Origin of the sequence: Paenibacillus sp. FSL H8-0317, from assembly GCF_045040685.1 — a bacterium.
Lineage (GTDB): Bacteria > Bacillota > Bacilli > Paenibacillales > Paenibacillaceae > Paenibacillus.
In genome coordinates this window covers 6,276,605-6,295,004 of sequence record NZ_CP150294.1, presented here as the reverse complement: position 1 = coordinate 6,295,004, position 18,400 = coordinate 6,276,605, and the positions used below count along the sequence as shown (strand labels likewise).

Annotated in this window: 6 protein-coding genes; all 6 read left to right on the top strand. The window is 48.2% G+C overall.

Annotated elements, in window-relative coordinates; translation table 11 throughout:
* Positions 1-189 precede the first annotated feature (189 nt).
* Genes MHB43_RS28205 through MHB43_RS28180 form a run of 6 tightly spaced genes read left to right on the top strand, consistent with a single transcriptional unit; the run spans position 190 to position 18,390 of the window.
* Entirely contained in the window at positions 190-1,185 is a 996-nt protein-coding gene (locus tag MHB43_RS28205; protein ID WP_221820636.1) for a 3-oxoacyl-ACP synthase III family protein, read from the top strand.
* A gap of 14 nt (positions 1,186-1,199) precedes the next feature.
* Positions 1,200-1,916, top strand: a complete 717-nt coding sequence (locus MHB43_RS28200; RefSeq protein ID WP_179088547.1) for a thioesterase II family protein — start codon at positions 1,200-1,202, stop codon at positions 1,914-1,916.
* A gap of 25 nt (positions 1,917-1,941) precedes the next feature.
* Positions 1,942-2,811 carry a phosphopantetheine-binding protein gene (locus MHB43_RS28195; protein WP_339179603.1) on the top strand — a complete coding sequence of 290 codons (870 nt, stop codon included), beginning with the start codon at positions 1,942-1,944 and terminating at the stop codon, positions 2,809-2,811.
* A gap of 4 nt (positions 2,812-2,815) precedes the next feature.
* Positions 2,816-6,622 carry an SDR family NAD(P)-dependent oxidoreductase gene (locus MHB43_RS28190; protein WP_405130861.1) on the top strand — a complete coding sequence of 1,269 codons (3,807 nt, stop codon included), beginning with the start codon at positions 2,816-2,818 and terminating at the stop codon, positions 6,620-6,622.
* Between the two features lie 19 nt (positions 6,623-6,641).
* Positions 6,642-14,348, top strand: a complete 7,707-nt coding sequence (locus MHB43_RS28185; RefSeq protein WP_405130860.1) for an SDR family NAD(P)-dependent oxidoreductase — start codon at positions 6,642-6,644, stop codon at positions 14,346-14,348.
* 13 nt (positions 14,349-14,361) lie between these two features.
* Complete coding sequence (locus MHB43_RS28180) at positions 14,362-18,390, top strand: SDR family NAD(P)-dependent oxidoreductase (protein WP_405130859.1); 4,029 nt, start codon at positions 14,362-14,364, stop codon at positions 18,388-18,390.
* The last annotated feature ends 10 nt before the right edge of the window (positions 18,391-18,400 follow it).

Here is an 18,400-nt window from a genome sequence, read left to right as displayed (position 1 = left end):
ACACATTGTGTATCAACAGGGCGAAGCCATGTACGTTGAGCAGTCATCACTACATGTTGTTGAATAAGGTATTTCTGTGACAGTAAAGCGCAAACAAGCGGCTGAACTGTTCTTTTTTTTGTCTTCAGGAAATTTATTGTTTTCAGAGAGGGCTGCTCACCTTGGATTCAGGAAAGGAAGACGTGATGCATGAGACAAATGACCATTCGCGGTATCGGCATGTATGTGCCGGAATCCGTGTTGACGAATCAGGGGCTGGAGGCCATGGACATTAACGCCAATGCGGACTGGATCTACCATAACCTTGGAATCCGCGAACGAAGAATCTCCCATAAGCATGAGTATACCAGTGATTTGGCATTGGAAGCTGCGAGACAAGCTATAGAGCAGGCTGCGATGGATGCCGAGGATATTGATATGATCATTATGGCGACCTTCACACCGGATCGTTTAATACCACATCCGTCCGCTCTTGTGAAGGAAAAGCTTGGAGCAGACCAAGCCATTTGTCTGGATCTTCGCGCGGGCTGTGCCGGGTTCAGCTATGGATTATTGAATGCGTATTATACGTTCCAGGCTGAAGAAGATATAAGCAATATTCTAGTCATCGGCGCGGATACCTATTCGAAAGTAACGGATTGGCAGGATCGGGCAGCATGTTCCAGTGTGGGAGACGGCGCAGGGGCATTTGTCTTACAGGAATTAGATGAAAATGACTCTTATCACAGCGTTTTTTTGAACGGAATCATGCATCACGAGAATATGGAAGATATTAGTTATGGAACATTGCCTGTTCATTATGGACAAATTCCTGACGGATCTGTTTCCGTCTATACGTCCAATGGCCGATATTTATATGAACAATTGGTCCGAGGTATTCCACGGCTCGTGAACCGTCTTTTACGCAAAGTAAAATGGAATATGGGGGAAGTAGATCTGTTTATTTTCCCGCAAACGAACAGTAATCTGATTCGAGAACTCGCCGTTGCCTTGGGCATCCCACAAGAAAAAGCCTATATGACGATGGAAAAATACGGGTATACCTCTAACGCCTGTTTGCCAATTGCGGTGACCGAGGCTGTGAAGCAAGGGGCACTGAAAGCAGGTAATCGTGTTGTGTTGGTTGGGGCCGGGGCTGGAACGTATTATTGCGCTACAGCGATTAGATGGGGAGAAGTCGTGTAAGTGGAGAGGAGATTATGACCAAGATGCGATTATATTGTGTCCCTTATGCAGGTGGTTCAGCATCAATATATAACAAATGGAAAAAGGGGTTATCCGAATCCATTGTGCTGAACCCGGTTGAACTTGCAGGACGTGGATTGAAATTCTCCAAGCCGCTCTATGAGAGTATTCAGCAAAGTGTAGATGATGTATTTGATTATATATCTAGCGATTTACCAGATGAGGAGCCATATGCCCTATTTGGACATAGCCTCGGAAGTCTGATTATCTATGAACTGTATAACAAAATGCATGAAGAGCAGTTCAGGAAACCCATACACATGTTTTTCTCGGGGCGAGAGACGCCGGATTATAAAAAAGAACAGGTCTATTACCATTTGCCCGAAGGACAGTTCATCGACCGCATTAAGGAAATGGGCGGTACCCCGGATGAGTTCTTTGAAAACCAGCAACTGATGGATATGTTTATCCCCATATTACGTAAGGATCTGGAGATGAATGAGACGTATACCTACGAAGAGAAGCCTTATAAGCTGCAATGTGATATCACGATACTGAACGGAGCAGAGGATGAAGGTTACATTCTGGATTGTGCAGAACGTTGGAGAGGTTATACGGAACAAGGAAGTGCCGCCCGGATATACAAAGGGGGGCATTTTTATTTATTTGAAGGCAGTATGCATCGGGTGACTAGCATGATCAATCAGACATTAACAAGTTATATGGAGTAGATCCTATACGGAGGTGAGGTGTCCAATGAATCAACGGCAGATTACTTCAATTGAACAGCTAGAGACAACTATTCTGGACGTATTTCATGTGGTGCTGGGAGCTGATGCGGGAGTCACAACCACGATTAATTTTTTTGACTTAGGGAGTGATTCTCTGCTTCTTGCCCAGGTCTATAATCAACTTGAAAAATTATATCCAGCCCAAATTACGTTAACCAATATGTTTGCCTATCCTACGATCTCCAGACTTGCCAAATTCATCGCAGACCAGGAAGGCATGGAACTGGAAGCATACCCTGTTCCATTGGATTACATGCAGAATGGTGGACAGGCCCTTCAAGACCATCGGTATGAATTCCGGATCGAGAAGGATCGCTTTAATGAAATCAGGAACTTGTCCAAAACGGCAGGCTGCACGCCTGTAGAATGGTTATGGTCTTTGTTTGCATATCTGTTGACGGAGATTGGCAATCAGCCGCAACTCACGGTCTATACACTGATTTATCGGATGAATCATATCAGTTCCATTCCGCTGGATGTGCAAGAGGTGCAGGATTTCAATGAGTTGTTTGCCCTAGCTAAACAAGCTTTACATACAGCAGACGAACAGCCTGGTCATCATATCCAGGATCTGGTTAGAGCAGGGATGAGATCACAGCATGACGCCATCCGTCCGCTATTTTACGAGGCAGATTATGTCAGTGGAGGCAGGGGGGCGCTGGAGGAACTGTTTGATGTCATCTGTGAAATTCAGAATGAAAAACGAAATATGGTGGTAACGCTGTATTGTAAACCCGGAATGAATACGGTTCAATGGAACCTTTTTTTCAGAACCTATGATCAAATGCTTGCCAAAGTGATTGAAAGTCTCCGCTCAGCGGCTGAAAGGGGATAAAACAATGAAAAACAAACTGATGGATTTCAGTGAACTGGGTATTCGTGACACAGCTCAGACGGAGTCGTCTAGTCAGCTACCTCCAGTGGCAACTCCAGCTACTATCCGTCCGGGTGATATCGCGATCGTTGGGCTCAGTGTTCGTATGCCCTTGGCAGATGATGCGGAGCAATTCTGGAATAACTTGTTGCATGGTCTGGATTGTACGAGGGATCTGCCGGAGCAGCGACGCCAGGATGCCGATAATTACATCTCTCGTAAAATGAACCCTGGTGAAGACACCAAATATTTGGATGGCTCTTATCTGGAACATATCGATACCTTTGATTATCCCTTTTTTCGATTTACCCCAAAGGAAGCCAGTTTAATGAATCCGGCTCAACGTATCTTTATGGAGACAGCTTGGGCCGCTTTTGAAGATGGAGGATATACCAGTGAGAAGCTGGCGGGAAGCAATACAGGAGTATACGTTGGACTGGTATCCGATCTGGAAGGTTATCGGTATAAAGAGATGATTCATGATGTGGAGCCACAGTCTCTGCCGATCTCGGTCACAGGCAATCTATCCTGCATTTTACCCAGCCGTTTATCATACCTTCTTGATCTGAGAGGGCCGAGTATGGTGGTGGACACTGCCTGTTCTTCATCTCTGGTTGCAGTGCATCATGCTTGTAATGCCATTCGTTTGGGTGAGTGTGACATGGCGCTGGCAGGAGGCGTAAAACTCAACGTTCTTCCTCTGGACAAGGATTACTACCGAATGGGCATTGAATCATCGAATGGCATGACACGCCCCTTTGATGATAGCTCAGATGGTTCCGGAATAGGTGAAGGTGCGGCAGTCATTATGCTGAAACCACTTCAGGATGCTATCAGGGACAAGGACCAGGTGTATGCAGTCATTAAGGGCAGTGCCATTAACCAGGACGGGAACTCCATGGGGATTACGGCGCCGAATGCCAGAGCCCAGAGTGAGGTCATTGTGAAGGCGTGGAAAGCTGCGGGGGTCGATCCGGAAAGTATCGCTTATATTGAAACCCATGGAACCGGGACTGTCTTGGGAGATCCGATTGAAATCGATGGCATTAAGGGAGCATTTGAGCAATACACCGATAAGAGGCAATTTTGTGCGATCGGTTCGGTGAAGTCCAATATCGGACATTTGTATGAAAGTGCTGGGATTACAGGACTTGTTAAATCCGTATTGTCCTTAAAAAAAGGAATTTTACCTGCGGTGCAGCATTTCGATCGCCCGAATCGCAATATTGATTTTAGTGGAACGCCTGTGTATGTAAATACACGTAACCGAATCTGGCCTGCTGAGGGTGAACCTGTACGAATGGGTGTCAGTGCATTTGGATTCAGCGGAACCAATTGCCATCTCATTCTGGAGCAGGCGGGTGCAATGGAAACCAACAGCGAGACTGAGACGCGGGAGTACCTCTTCCCTCTTTCAGCCAAGACGCTTCAAGCCCTGCAACAATATATATCCAAATATACGAAATATCTGAAAACAACCGATCACACGTTAGCTGATATATGTTACACGGCAGGCACCTCCCGAACCCATTATGAACACCGTCTGGTACGGATTGCTTCCAGCAAAGAGGATTTGCTCGCCCAACTGACCGAACTTGAAGAAGGCGGATTGGAATCCATTCGACAGCAGTCAATCCCGGAGTCCAGTCAGCTGCATTTAACCGCTCATTGTGAAACCTATCTTGGGGGTGGGGAGGTAAGCTGGCCAAGCCTGTATTCAGGTGAGGATGTTCGCCGAATCAGCATCCCGACGTATCCATTTGAAGCTCATCGCTGCTGGATTGAGCTATCTGCTCCTCCGTCCCAAACCAAGACGGATGCCAGCGCTATGGAGAACATTCACCATTATGAGTTGGGTTGGGTTCCTGAACCGGAACGTAATTTCGATCGGAAGTTATCGGAAGGTCATATCGTTATTTTTATGGACGAAAAAAGAGAGGAAAAAAGAGAAGATCTATCTCTTCGTAAGACACTACAGCAGCAGGGGCATCAGGTTATTGAAGTGTTTGATGGACCTTCGTTCCTTCAAGTATCTTCCGAGAAGTATGTCATTTCAGACCATCGTGAGAGCATGGAACAATTGTGGGCTCATTTGGAAAAATTGACGATCACCCGGATTATCTATATTCAACAGGATCAGTCCTTTCATCCATTCTTCTATCTCCTTCAGGAGATGATAGGTGCCCAATCACTGGAGCCTGTTGACCTGGTGTTGTTGACGAATCCAATCCATTCCATCACCGGAAGAGAAGAAAATGTATTTCCTCAGGCTGCCCTGATGTTTGGTCTGGGTTTGGCTGGACGAAAAGAAGATGCACGCCTGCAATGCCGATCCATCCAAGTGGACGCGGAGACTTCGCTCCAGGATATTGTGGCTGAACTGGATCATGAAAGTGATGATTATGGTGTAGCTTATCGTGCAGGTACGCGTTACATTCAGCAGTTTGGAGCGCTGGACCCGAGTGCGTATCCTAAATGGAACTACAACATTCGCAATGACGGATTGTATCTCATTACTGGCGGACTGGGCGGCATTGGGCTGGAGCTTGGATTACAACTCGCGGAGCGATACCCGGGAATTACACTCGCACTGGTGAACAGAACTTCGCTTCCCGCACGAGAAGAGTGGGATAGCATTCTTGCTACACATTCCAACGAAGTGTTAGCTCAGAAAATCCGATCTGTGCAACAAATGGAAGCTGCTGGTGCGACAGTTCTTCCTTACCAAGCAGACATTTCAGATGAAGCTTCCATGCGAATGATTTTGAGTGAATTACGTCAGAAATACGTTCGCATTGCAGGTGTCATTCATGGAGCAGGGGTCGCTGTAGGTGGAGATCATCCACTTAAGGATAGAACGATAGAAGAAGCTGAACGTGTATTATGCCCTAAAGTGCAAGGAACCCAGGTCGTGGATCAACTCACCAGAGAGGACAATCCAGACTTTTTTGTGATGTTTTCATCCATTGCAACGTTATTTAGCGGACCGGGACAGGCCGATTACGTTGCTGCCAATGCGTATCAGGATGCTTACGCAGCCTATCGCAACCAAGAGATGGACGGAACGATGACGGTCAACTGGTCAACCTGGAAAGAAACAGGCGCAGCTGCCGCAACGGGCTACGGAGTAGACACCCTTTTCAAAGCAATGACCAATAAAGAGGCTCTGACTTGGCTGGATCAGGTGGAAGGACGTCAGATTGAACGTGTATTGATAGGACAGATGTCGACAGACCGTGGCATGTTGAAGATGATTCGCAACTATCCGTTTAGACTTTCTCCTCAAGTGGAGAGCTGGATTGATTCACGTCTACAGAGAACTTCATCACCGAAGGCGCCAGCGCCAGTGACCCCGCAAAGTGTAGCCCGGCAGGATACCGTGCTGAATGGTGCGGATGACGGAGAATACACACCATGGGAGAGAAAGGTTGCCGAAGTGTGCCAAGCTATTCTGGGCTTTAATGAAATTGATATCCATGACAGTTTCTTCGAACTTGGAGCTGACTCGATTCTGGTGAAACAAATGTATGCACAACTTGACCGTCAGTACCCGGGGGTACTCGTTGTTGCAGATCTGTTCGAACATCCGTCTGTGCACCGATTGGGTGGATATCTCGCTGATAAAACAGGCCACAAACGGGAGAAGAAACAGGTAGAGGAGCCTGTAGGTGGTGCAATTGCGCTGGACGAGGAAGTCCATTCTCTTTTTGATCAGTTGGAAGATGGCAAGATCAGCATGGAGGATATGCTCAAAGGATTAAAACATATCTGATATGTAAGGGGACGATACATTGGAACAGTTGCTTAAATACATTATTGAGAATACATCTGGTGGCAAAATCGACAAAAAAACGGCGATTGATATGATTACGCTGTTGAAACAGCAGAAAAAGAACACTCGTGCAGATATTGCCATTATCGGCATATCTGCGCATATGCCCATGGCTGATCATGTGGAGGAGTTCTGGAACAATATCGAGAACAAAGTGAATTCCATTGTGGAGTTCCCTGAAGCGAGACAAGAGGATGTGCTGAAATATGTACGTTTCAAACAGCAGGATGAAGATGGGCTGAGCTTTATTAAAGGTTCCTACCTGGATGAAGTGGACAAATTTGATTATCGCTACTTTAAGCTGACACCCAAAGAAGCAGCCCTGATGAGTCCTGACCAGAGAATTTTTCTCCAGACGGCATGGGAAGCGGTGGAAGATGCAGGTTATGGAGGCGCAAAGTTATCCGGTAGCAATACGGGATTGTATGTAGGGTATTACAGCAGCACCCGAGACAATTATGCCAATATTATCGCCGATGTAGAACCGGAATCCATCTCCATCTCGGTAACGGGCAATGTGACTGCGGTACTGGCGGGGAGAATATCCTATTTGCTGAATTTGAAAGGCCCCAGCATGGTGGTGGATACTGCATGTTCATCATCTCTTGTTGCTGTTCATATGGCCTGTCAGTCGATCCGAAGTGGTGAGTGTGATGCAGCCATAGCGGGTGGGGTGAAGGTGAATACGCTCCCTGTTTTTAATAAATATGAGCAATTTGGCATTGAGTCCTCCGACGGGGAGACGCGGACATTTGATGATGCCTCAGATGGGGCAGGTGTGGGTGAAGGTGTGGCCGCCATTCTTCTAAAACCGTTAAGTCGGGCCATTGAGGATGGGGATCATATCTACGCCGTCATTAAGGGAACTGCTGCCAATCAGGATGGAACCTCTATTGGGTTGACTGCACCGAATCCGCGTGCCCAATCCGAAGCGATCGTGAAGGCATGGGAAGAAGCGGGGATTGACCCTGAGACCATCCGTTATATTGAAGCCCATGGTACAGCGACGGAGCTAGGAGACCCGATTGAGATTAAAGGGATTACCAATGCTTTTGAACAGTTTACCACCAAAAAACAATTTTGCGCGATTGGCTCTGTGAAATCCAATATCGGTCATTTATATGAATGTGCAGGCGTAACAGGGCTGCTCAAAGCAGTGATGGCCTTGAAACATCAGAAGCTGCCGCCGTCTCTTCATTTTGCCAAACCCAACCGCAACATCCGGTTTGAGCAAACGCCAGTGTATGTGAATACACAACTCCGACCCTGGGAAGCGGAAGAGGGAGTCCCGCGCAGATGTGGTGTCAGTGCTTTTGGATTCAGCGGAACCAACTGTCATGTCGTGCTTGAGGAAGCTCCAGCCGTTACTGCTCAAGACCCAGGAGAGGATCAGGATTTAGGCAAGCAGCTGTTTGTATGTTCGGCTCAGACGGAAGAAGCGCTTATTCGATTGCTCCAGCGGTATGAGCGTTTCCTGAAGGAGAATCGTGAAGTTCCTGTTGCGAATGTCTGTTATACGGCAGCTACAGGTCGTGGGCATTATGAACATCGTCTGTCCCTGCTTGTGGAAGACACGGCTCAACTGATTCACCTGTTGGAACAACCGTGGACCCAATTGAAGACACAAGAGGGAGTCTATACCGGTGCTCCCGCTCCTAAGCCTACAGGAGCCGAGCGTATGGGATCGGAAGAACGTGAGCGCACCAGACGTCAATCGTCTCAGGCACAGGAACGGATCAAAGAACTTGCTTCCAGTCCTCTTGTATGGGATGAATCAGCACTTCGGGAGCTGGCTTTACTCTATGCGGAGGGTGCAACGATGGATTGGGGGCAGCTATATCAAAGAAGACAGGTACGGAAGTTGAGTTTACCTACGTATCCGTTTGAGCCCAGCAGATGCTGGATTGATATTCAAGACCCGACTGCTGTGTCGTTAAAGGACTATTTTCATACGGTGCGCTGGATAGAGGACGATGGGGATACGACTTTGCATACCTCGGTGCCTTCCTCTTCAGGCACAGTCATGATGATCGGTAATGGTACCGAATTGGAACAGGAACTGTCGGCAGAACTGGAGGGCGAATGCAAGCGGGTAGTCCATGTGAGACCGGGTAACCAGTTCCGGCAAATATCGGAGAATCAATACGAAGTCGGCGGAGCTGCTCCGGCGGCCTATACTGAGCTGTTAAACATGTTCACAGACGGTGAAATTACTGAAATCATCTATTTATCCATGATGGGCAATTCATTATATCCTGAAGATTTGGCAGCTATTGAAGCCAGACAACAGGAAGCTTTCTACTCACCGGTCTATCTGATTCAGGCGCTTATGAGCAAAGGCTTTGCTGAAGAAATTCATCTGAACCTGATTGCTGAGTACGCTGGACAAGTCACAGGAAGAGAAGAGAGGATTACCCCTCATAATGCACTCTTAATGGGACTTGGTAAAGTGATTCAGCAGGAATATGGACATATTCGGAGCAAGTTTATAGATGTGGATCAGTCCATATCTGCGAAGGATATCCTCAAGGAAAGACATATCAACGGTGAAGCTTATGCTGTTTCGTATCGTGAAGGCCAGCGTTATACGGAGACCTTTACAGAGATGGATCTTAATGAACATGAGAGCGTACCTTTCAAGGTGCGTCCAGGCGGTTTATATCTCGTGACAGGCGGTACAAGTGGTATTGGTCTGGAAGCAGCACGGTTTCTGGCTTCTTCGGAGCAAGTGAAGCTGGCGATTGTTGGTCGGACACTTCTTCCGGCAAAGGAGGAATGGGAAGACATATTGGAAGCAGGCCAAGATTCCCGCGGTCCCAAGATGCAAGGCATCCTTGAACTGGAAGCATTGGGCGCAACCGTTCATTATTATAATGCGGATCTTGCCGATGTTGCGGGCATGACGGAAGTGATTCAGGATATCACCCACCGCTACGGGGACATACATGGTGTTATTCATGGAGCAGGTATTCCCGGAGACGGATTTATATATCGCAAAAGCGATGAGGAATTCCAGACCATTCTTGGACCCAAGGTGAAGGGAACCTGGATTCTGGAGAAACTGACGCGAGATCAAGACATGGACTTTATGGTATTGTTCTCTTCCGGTATATCTGTGATCGGTGAAATTGGACAAGGGGATTATACGGCAGCCAATTGTTACTTGGATTCCTTCGCGGCATGGAGGACAGGGCAGGGTCGAAGAACACTCTCCATTGATTGGGTATCGTGGAAAGAGACCGGGATGTCCGTAGAATTTGGTATCAATGTGGATGGCATGTTTAAAACCATTCCTACAACGGATGGTATCGCAGCGATGGAAGCAGCCATGAGCAGACAACTCTCGCGAGTATTCATCGGTGCGATGAATTATGGAAGTAAACATCTCGCTGCACTTGGGCAGTTCCCGTTCCGTTTGTCGGATAAGTTGGAAGCCGGAGTGAAGCGGAGTAAGGAAATCGCTGACCAGGGAGCATCGAATCGTTCCAACCGGACCGTACCACAGGAGAAGCATACGGGGCCCGTAGATCTTTCAGGGAATGAAGGGGGACTCTATTCGGAAACCGAGCAGCAGGTAGCACGCATATACAGTGAGATTCTGGGTTATCAGGAGATCAATATCTATGATAATTTCTTCGATCTCGGGGGCAACTCCATTATGCTGATCCGTATGCATGAGAGGCTGAACGAGGAGTTTCCGGGTAAAGTGAAGATTGCTCATTTATTTGCACATACGTCTATCCATAAGCTGGCACTGCATGTGAACCAGGGTAACGGCACGGCTGTAAAAGCAAAAGCGGCTGCTCCTCTGGAGCAAAAGAAACCAATCGTTGAACAGGATGAGGCCATCGCCATTATTGGGATTGCTGCGGAAATGCCAATGGCTGATACGGCAGAGCAGTATTGGGACAACATCTTGAACGGTGTGGACTGTACAACGGATTTTCCAGAGGGACGCAAAAAAGACATGGATGCCTATCATCAATGGATGAATGCCAAGCTGGGTGCGGACAAAGAAGTGCAGTACCTTCAGGGTGCATTTCTGGATAATATTGATCAGTTTGATTATAAGTATTTCCGTTTGTCTCCGAAGGAGGCCGGATTAACGGACCCGATTCAGCGGTTATTCATGAAGACGTCATGGCATGCGGTAGAGGATGCAGGTTACGGAGGGCGCATCGAAGGAACAAATACAGGTGTCTATATGGGTTTTGCAAGTAGCCTGAACGATTCTTATCTCAAAATGATCTGTGATCTGGACCCCTATCAATATCCGATGTCCATTGTCGGGAACATCACAGCCATGATGCCGACTCGTATTGCCTATCCACTGGATCTCAAGGGGCCTACGATGGTGATCGACACGGCATGTTCTGCATCACTTGTCGCTACCCATCTGGCCTGCCGGGCCATTCGTAATGGTGATTGCGAGATGGCGATTGTCGCAGGTGCACGGATCAGCCTCAGTCCGTTGGATCATGATTATTTGAAAGTCGGCATTGAATCTTCGGATGGATTAACCAAGCCATTTGATCAAGAAGCAGATGGTTCGGGGCTTGGTGAAGGCGGAGCCGCCGTAGTATTGAAGTCACTAAGCAAGGCGATTGCGGATAAAGACAATATTTATGCGGTTATCAAAGGAAGTGCCATTAATCAGGATGGAGCTTCGATTGGCATTACGGCTCCGAATCCTGAAGCACAGACGGATGTCATTGTGAAGGCATGGCAGGATGCCGGTATTGATCCTTCGACCATTGGTTACGTGGAGACGCATGGTACAGCGACGAAGCTCGGCGATCCAATTGAAATGGATGGACTTACCACAGCGCTGCGCCGATATACAGACAAGCATCAGTTTGTTGCTATAGGCTCGGTCAAGTCCAATATAGGCCATTTGTTTGAAGCAGCTGGTGTGGGCAGTCTGGTTAAAGCGGCTATGGCCTTGAAACATCGGGTATTACCACCTACGCTTCATTTTGATAAGCCTAACTCATCCATTTCATTCCAGGATTCGCCGTTGTATGTCAACACGAAATCGAGACCATGGGACGGGAACGGGGAGCCGCTTCGCTGCGGAGTCAGTGCCTTTGGATTTAGCGGAACCAACTGCCATCTCGTACTGGAAGAGCCGCCTGTGATCCAGGAACGGAAGATTACCAGAGATGTGGAAGTGTTCACGCTAAGTGCCAAGAGCCGCAAGTCATTACTTGCGCTGGTTGATAACTATATCCGTTTTATCTCAGAACGTCAGCAGGAACTTTCGCTCAAAAACATATGTTATACCGCGAATACGGGGCGCTGGCATCATGTATATCGGATTGCCTTTGGAGTGACGGACACATCCGATCTGCTCATGAAGTTGCGGCTACTCGCTACATCAGGTCTCGAATCCACAGGTGAGCATCAGCTCTATTATGGCGTGCATAAAGTAGTCACAGAGAAGATCAAAGGGAAAGACCACGAATTGACGGGGCAGGAGAAGTCCATCTTGAAGCAGGGGGGCAGAGATTGCCTATCCCGATACATGGAGTCTTCAGATCCGGGTTTATTATATGAATTATGCAGACTGTACACTACAGGCAGTGACGTGGATTGGAGCCTGATGTACAGGGAAGAGGAAATTCGTAAAATCAGTCTTCCATTGTATCCATACGATAATACACGCTGCTGGGTGGATCTTCCCGAGCAGTCTTCAGTGTATGCACAAGCGAGCAACAGATCGGTACCGGAAGCCTACGAGCTTGTATGGCAGCAGAAGGAGATAGCGAAAGAGGATTCCGATCAGCCGATCGAAGCGAGCCATGGTACTACACTGGTACTTCTGGATGGGTCCGATTATGCAGCTGAGATAGCAGCACGTATGGAACAGTCGGGGATGCAGGTATATACCGTACTTCAGGCGGATGTTCTGCAATCTGACACGGACAGTCGAAATCTGGAACAGGTGGAAGTCTATCAGCGTGTGCTGCAACAGGCGGGCCTAGACCAACTTTCCAGAGTGGTGTATCTAAACGGTGTGGGCAGTGATGAACATGCAGCAAGTGTATTTAGTGACATGGAATCATTAGAGTCTGTTCTAGATGAACGTGTATATGGGTTCTTCCGGTTTATTCGAGCGCTGTTGTCCAGTTCTCTGAGCCAGCCCATGGAGTTAGTTCTGGTATCCCGTGAGGTCAATTGCATTACCGGTACGGAGCGGATAAAGCCTCATCTGGCTTCTGCCTTTGGAATGGGCAGAGTGGTAGGCAAGGAGAACATACAGGTTCATTGCCGTTGTATAGATATGGATGAGGACTCTTCTCTGGAGCAGTTGTTGCAAGAGATCGGTACGACATCTTCCTACTATGAGGTGGCCTATCGTAATGGAACACGGTATGTTCAGGAGTTCAGAGCATTGAATGAATCTGCACCTGCTGAAGATGCCTTTATTTTTGACAACGATGGTGTGTACATCATTACCGGTGGTACCGGTGGAATTGGCTTGGAAACCGCGCGATATCTGGCTTCCGACGCTCCAGTGAACCTAGCATTAATCAGCCGTACACCGATGCCTGCACGTGAGGAATGGGATGCCATTGTTGCAGAACAATCGAGATTCAAGGTGATTCATCAAATTACAGTTATTCGTGAACTGGAGAGCCGGGGACATCAGGTTAGTTGCCATGCTGCAGATGTGTCGGATCTGGATGCCATGCGTGTAGTTCTGGATCAGCTTCGGGCAACGTTCGGGAAAATTAAAGGGGTTGTCCATGGCGCAGGGGTTGGAAGCTCGGAAATGATCACAAGCCGTTCACAGGCGGGATTCACCGAGGTATTCTCTCCCAAAGTACATGGTACTTGGGTATTGGATCAACTTACCGAACAGGATCATCTCGATTTTATGGTGCTATATTCATCGATCGCTTCGGTATTCAGCGCCCCGGGACAGGTGGATTACATTGCTGCCAATGCCTACCTAGATGCATATGCTGACTACAGATCAATGATGGGCAAGCGCACGCTGACTGTGCAATGGTCTACCTGGAAGGAAACGGGTATGTCAGCAGAGCATGGGTTTGCTGTGGATACGTTGTTCAAAGCCATGCCTACGGAACAAGCGATGAATCAATTATCTCTTGTGATGCGGCAATCATCGGTTCGCCGAGTACTTATTGGTCAGATTCATTATGAGGGTCAATTGATATCGGCACTGGCCAAAAGTCCGTTTGATCTCTCTTCCGCTATTCGCGTTCAACTGGACCAACGGATGAAGCAAATGGCCAACAAGCGTCTCCGGGTATCCTCGTCAGAGGAACGTGACGGAGAAGTGGTTTTGACAGGTAAATCAGACGCATCCTATACACCAACTGAAAAGGCACTCGCTTCCATCTGTCGAACGATGCTTGGTTTTCATGAGATTAATGTAGGGGACAGTTTCTTCGAGATGGGTGCTGATTCCATTGTGCTTATACAGGTTCAGGCCCGGATTGATCAGCAGTTTCCTGGTTTGACCAAAGTCACGGATTTGTTTGCGAACTCCAATATTAGCAGATTGGCTCGGTTTATGGATGAGAAGGCTACTTCGAAGCCACAAGACATGGAGCAGGATCTGAAGCGTGTAATCGACCAGATGGAAAGTGGCGACGTTACGCTGCAGCAGGCTTTGAATAACCTGATTAACCTGTAAAGGAGGAACTGTGGTGGAGAGTGTATACAAGTTTGTCATGGAACATCTGCAAGACGGAAGCTTGGACAAAACAGTGGCCGTGCAGCTGCTCAAAAAACTCAAATCGGAGGAGGACGCCTATACTGCGTCCGGGTCAACCAATACTGCCAAAGATATTGCCATTGTGGGCATGGCTTTGAAATTGCCGCAAGCTGATTCTCCCGAAGAATTCTGGGACAACATCGTCAGTGGTACGGACAGCATTCGTTCCTTTCCGGCATCCAGAGTGCCGGACATTCATTCGTATCTGCAATATCTAGGTATGTCGCCAGACGAGATTCAATTCAACGAAAATGCCTATCTGGATGAGATTGATAAATTTGATTATGCCTATTTTAAAATGTCACCCAAAGAAGCCAGTCTGACGGACCCCAATCACAGGCTGTTTCTGGAAACGGCATGGAAAGCGATCGAGGACGCAGGGTATGGGGGAGGGAAACTGGTTGGCAGCCGCACGGGGGTATACCTAGGCCTTTCCAACAATATTCGGGATCTTTACTCACGTTTTATCTACGATGCGGAACCGGAATCCTTTGCGTACTCGCTTGTGGGTAATCTGGCTTCTGTAGCGGCTGGTCGGTTATCCTTCTTACTGGATTTAAAAGGGCCGAGCTTGGTAGTGGATACGTCTTGTTCATCCTCTCTGGTGGCCATTACACTGGCGTGTCAGGCGATCAAGGAAGGGCAATGCGATCAGGCGCTCGTTGGGGGAATCAAGATTAATCTGGTTCCGCTAAAGAGTGATCATATCAAAATTGGGATTGAGTCCACCGATTGGAGAACCAAAGCGTTTGATGACGATTCGGACGGATCGGGTATTGGTGAAGGCGCAGGGGTGGTGATGCTCAAACCATTGGGTAAAGCGTTGGAAGACCGGGATCAGATCTACGCTGTTATCAAAGGGTATGGCGTAAACCAGGACGGTAAATCCATCAGTATCGCTGCCCCGAACCCGGAGGCACAGACGGAAGCGATTCTTCAAGCCTGGGCGGATGCGGGTATCGATCCCGAGACGGTTTCTTATATTGAGACTCATGGCAGTGGCACCATGCTGGGCGATCCGCTTGAGGTACAAGGGATTGAGCAGGCATTCCGGCGTCACACGGGTAAAAGTCAATTTTGCGGAATCGGCTCGGTCAAAACGAATATCGGTCACCTGTCAGAGGCGGCTGGTGTCGTGGGTTTGATCAAATCGGCCTTGTCACTGAAACATAAACAGATTCCTGCCTCCAAACATTTTCACAGACCGAATCGGGCCATCGATTTTGCGGCATCCCCGGTCTATGTGAATGCCCGGTTGCGGGAGTGGGATAACGCGGCCACGCCACGACGTAGCGGTGTTAGTGCATTTGGCATCAGTGGGACCAATTGTCACATTGTGCTGGAAGAAGCGCCGACCACTACGGTTAAAGAGCTGGAAATACGCGGAGAACATCTTCTAACCGTATCGGCCAAAACGCAGGCAGCGCTCCAGACGCTGATTACGGAATATACTTACGTTCTCTCTCAAGTTGAAACTCAGAATGTACCTTCTCTGTGTTATACCGCCAACACAGGGAGGGGGCACTACGCCTACCGTTTACTGGTCACCGGGCAGGATGCGGAAGAGCTCTTGCTTCGATTAAATGAAGCTGGACGAATGATCGGAGCCGATGAGAATTTAAGCAAAAGTAGTGGACCCAGTGGACATCGAAGTCCAGGGATATATTACGGTTATCACAAGGTTAGCAACGATCAAAATCGTCCAGATTCACCAGCCACAGGTGGCGAAGATGGCCACAAGGGCCATCGGACTATGAGTCTGAATCCGGAACTGGCGAAGATGGGTAAGGGTCAGCAGGCTGTACAGGACATACTGGACCAGATTGGACTGCATTATGTACAAGGTGCAGAACTGAACTGGGAGCTTCTATACACAGGAGACGGACTGCGCAAAACAAGTCTGCCAACCTATCCATTTACCCGGACTCGCTGCTGGTTTGAAGTTCCCGAGGGCGCTCGTACTGCCGCTACCGCAAATTGCAGCAGTGCGGTCTCGGAAGAACCGACGCCAGCCCGATTCTATCGGATGAACTGGAGGAAAGCTGATCTAACAGAGCCAGAACCGATTCAGGGAACAGGTGCAGTTCTGATTTTGAAGGATGAGGGTAAACGGGGAAGCGCATTGATTGAACGCCTTAAGCAGTCAGGGCGCCAAGTAATTGAGGTGCGTTACGGAGAATCTTTCAAGCATGAACCTGACGGTTCGTTCACGGTGAATGGTTCGGAAAGCAACTTTGCTGAGCTATTTGCAGCGCTGGGGAATACATCCATAAGTGACATTGTACATCTCTTTGCGGTGCCGAGTTCTGCAGAAATTCATACACTTCAGGACTTGGAACATAGTCAGCAAAAGGGCGTATATAGCCTGTTTTATCTGATTCGTGCACTCATTGAACACGGAAGTGACAACGCACTGAATATGATGCTGGTCTCCGAACAGGTCTACGAAGTTACAACGGATGAGAGTCGACTTTCTCCTGAAGCGGCCTCGTTATACGGTTTGGGTAAAGTGCTCGCCTTGGAATATCCGCATATTACCTGTCGAAGCATTGATCTGGACGAAAGCGCAGGGGCAGATGAACTGTTTCAGGAAATGGGTTCCCAAGATCAGAGTTATACCTCTGCCTATCGTAGTGGGGTCCGTTATATCGAGGAATTGGGTGAGGTTCAAGCCGATGAGCTGGCAGATTCTCCTGTCCATATTCAACAGGGTGGTGTGTATGTCATTACTGGAGGTACAGGCGGGATTGGTCAGGAAATGGCAAAATTTTTCGCTTCCCAAGCAGAGGTCAAACTTGTGTTAATTGGGCGTACCCCAGTGCCTGCAAGATCGGAATGGGAGACACTGCTTAATGACCCTGAGCTTGAATCCAAGACGGTTGCTCGTCTCCGCAATTTCCTGGAGATTGAACAACAGGGTTCAGAAGTATCCTGTTATGCAGCGGATGTATCGGATTATGAAGCGATGCAGGATGTACTGGCCGATGTCAGGGAAAAGCATGGGTCCATCACAGGAGTGATCCACGGTGCAGGTGTACCGGCGGTTGGATATTTGATCCGCAAAACGCAGGAAACGTTTGACGAAGTCCTTCATCCAAAAGTGCAGGGAGCCTGGATACTGGACCAACTGACCCGTCAGGATGAGCTTGATTTCCTGGTCTTTTTCTCTTCCGGTCTGTCGCTGTCAAGTGAGGTTGGACAAGGAGATTATTCAGCGGCCAATGCATATCTGGATGCTTTGTCTTACTCGCGCAGCAAAAGCGGCCTGAAGACCTTGTCTATTAACTGGTCTTCGTGGAAAGAAGCGGGCATGTCTGTGGATTATGGTTTTAATGTGGACGCCATTACAAAAGCCCTTCCGACCGAACAGGCAACGGCCGGATTTTTTGCAGCATTGAACAAAGAGGTGCCGCGTGTGTTGATCGGGGAATTTACATACCACCCACGGTTTGCCAAAGCACTGTTGACCAAATTTCCATTCCGATTCTCCGAAGAGATGACGAACAGACTGAAAGAAGCCGAGAAGTTGGAAGAGTCGCGTCAGGTGGCTCCTGCTGCAGCTAAACGAAACAAATCGGCGAATGCACATGTTGAACTCAAAGGAAAAGACGGTGAGGATTACAACAGCATCGAAAGGCAGATTGCAGGCATGTATAACGAAGTGCTTGGTTTTGAAGAGCTGGATATCCACGATAGCTTTTTTGATCTGGGCGGAGATTCCATTCTGTTAAATCGGTTATTCTCTCTGCTCGAAGAAGTCTATCCAGGCAAAATGAAACTAATCCATCTGTTTTCGTACACCAGTGTACATGCACTATCCCAATTTGTCATGACCAAGCTGGATATAAAACCGGCTGCTGAGCCGGCCCCACCGGCGGATGATTTTGAACAACTGTTTAAGGATATTGAAGCTGGTAACCTGAGCATTGACGATGCAGTCAAGAGCTTCGAGGATCGTTGAGGAAGGAGAA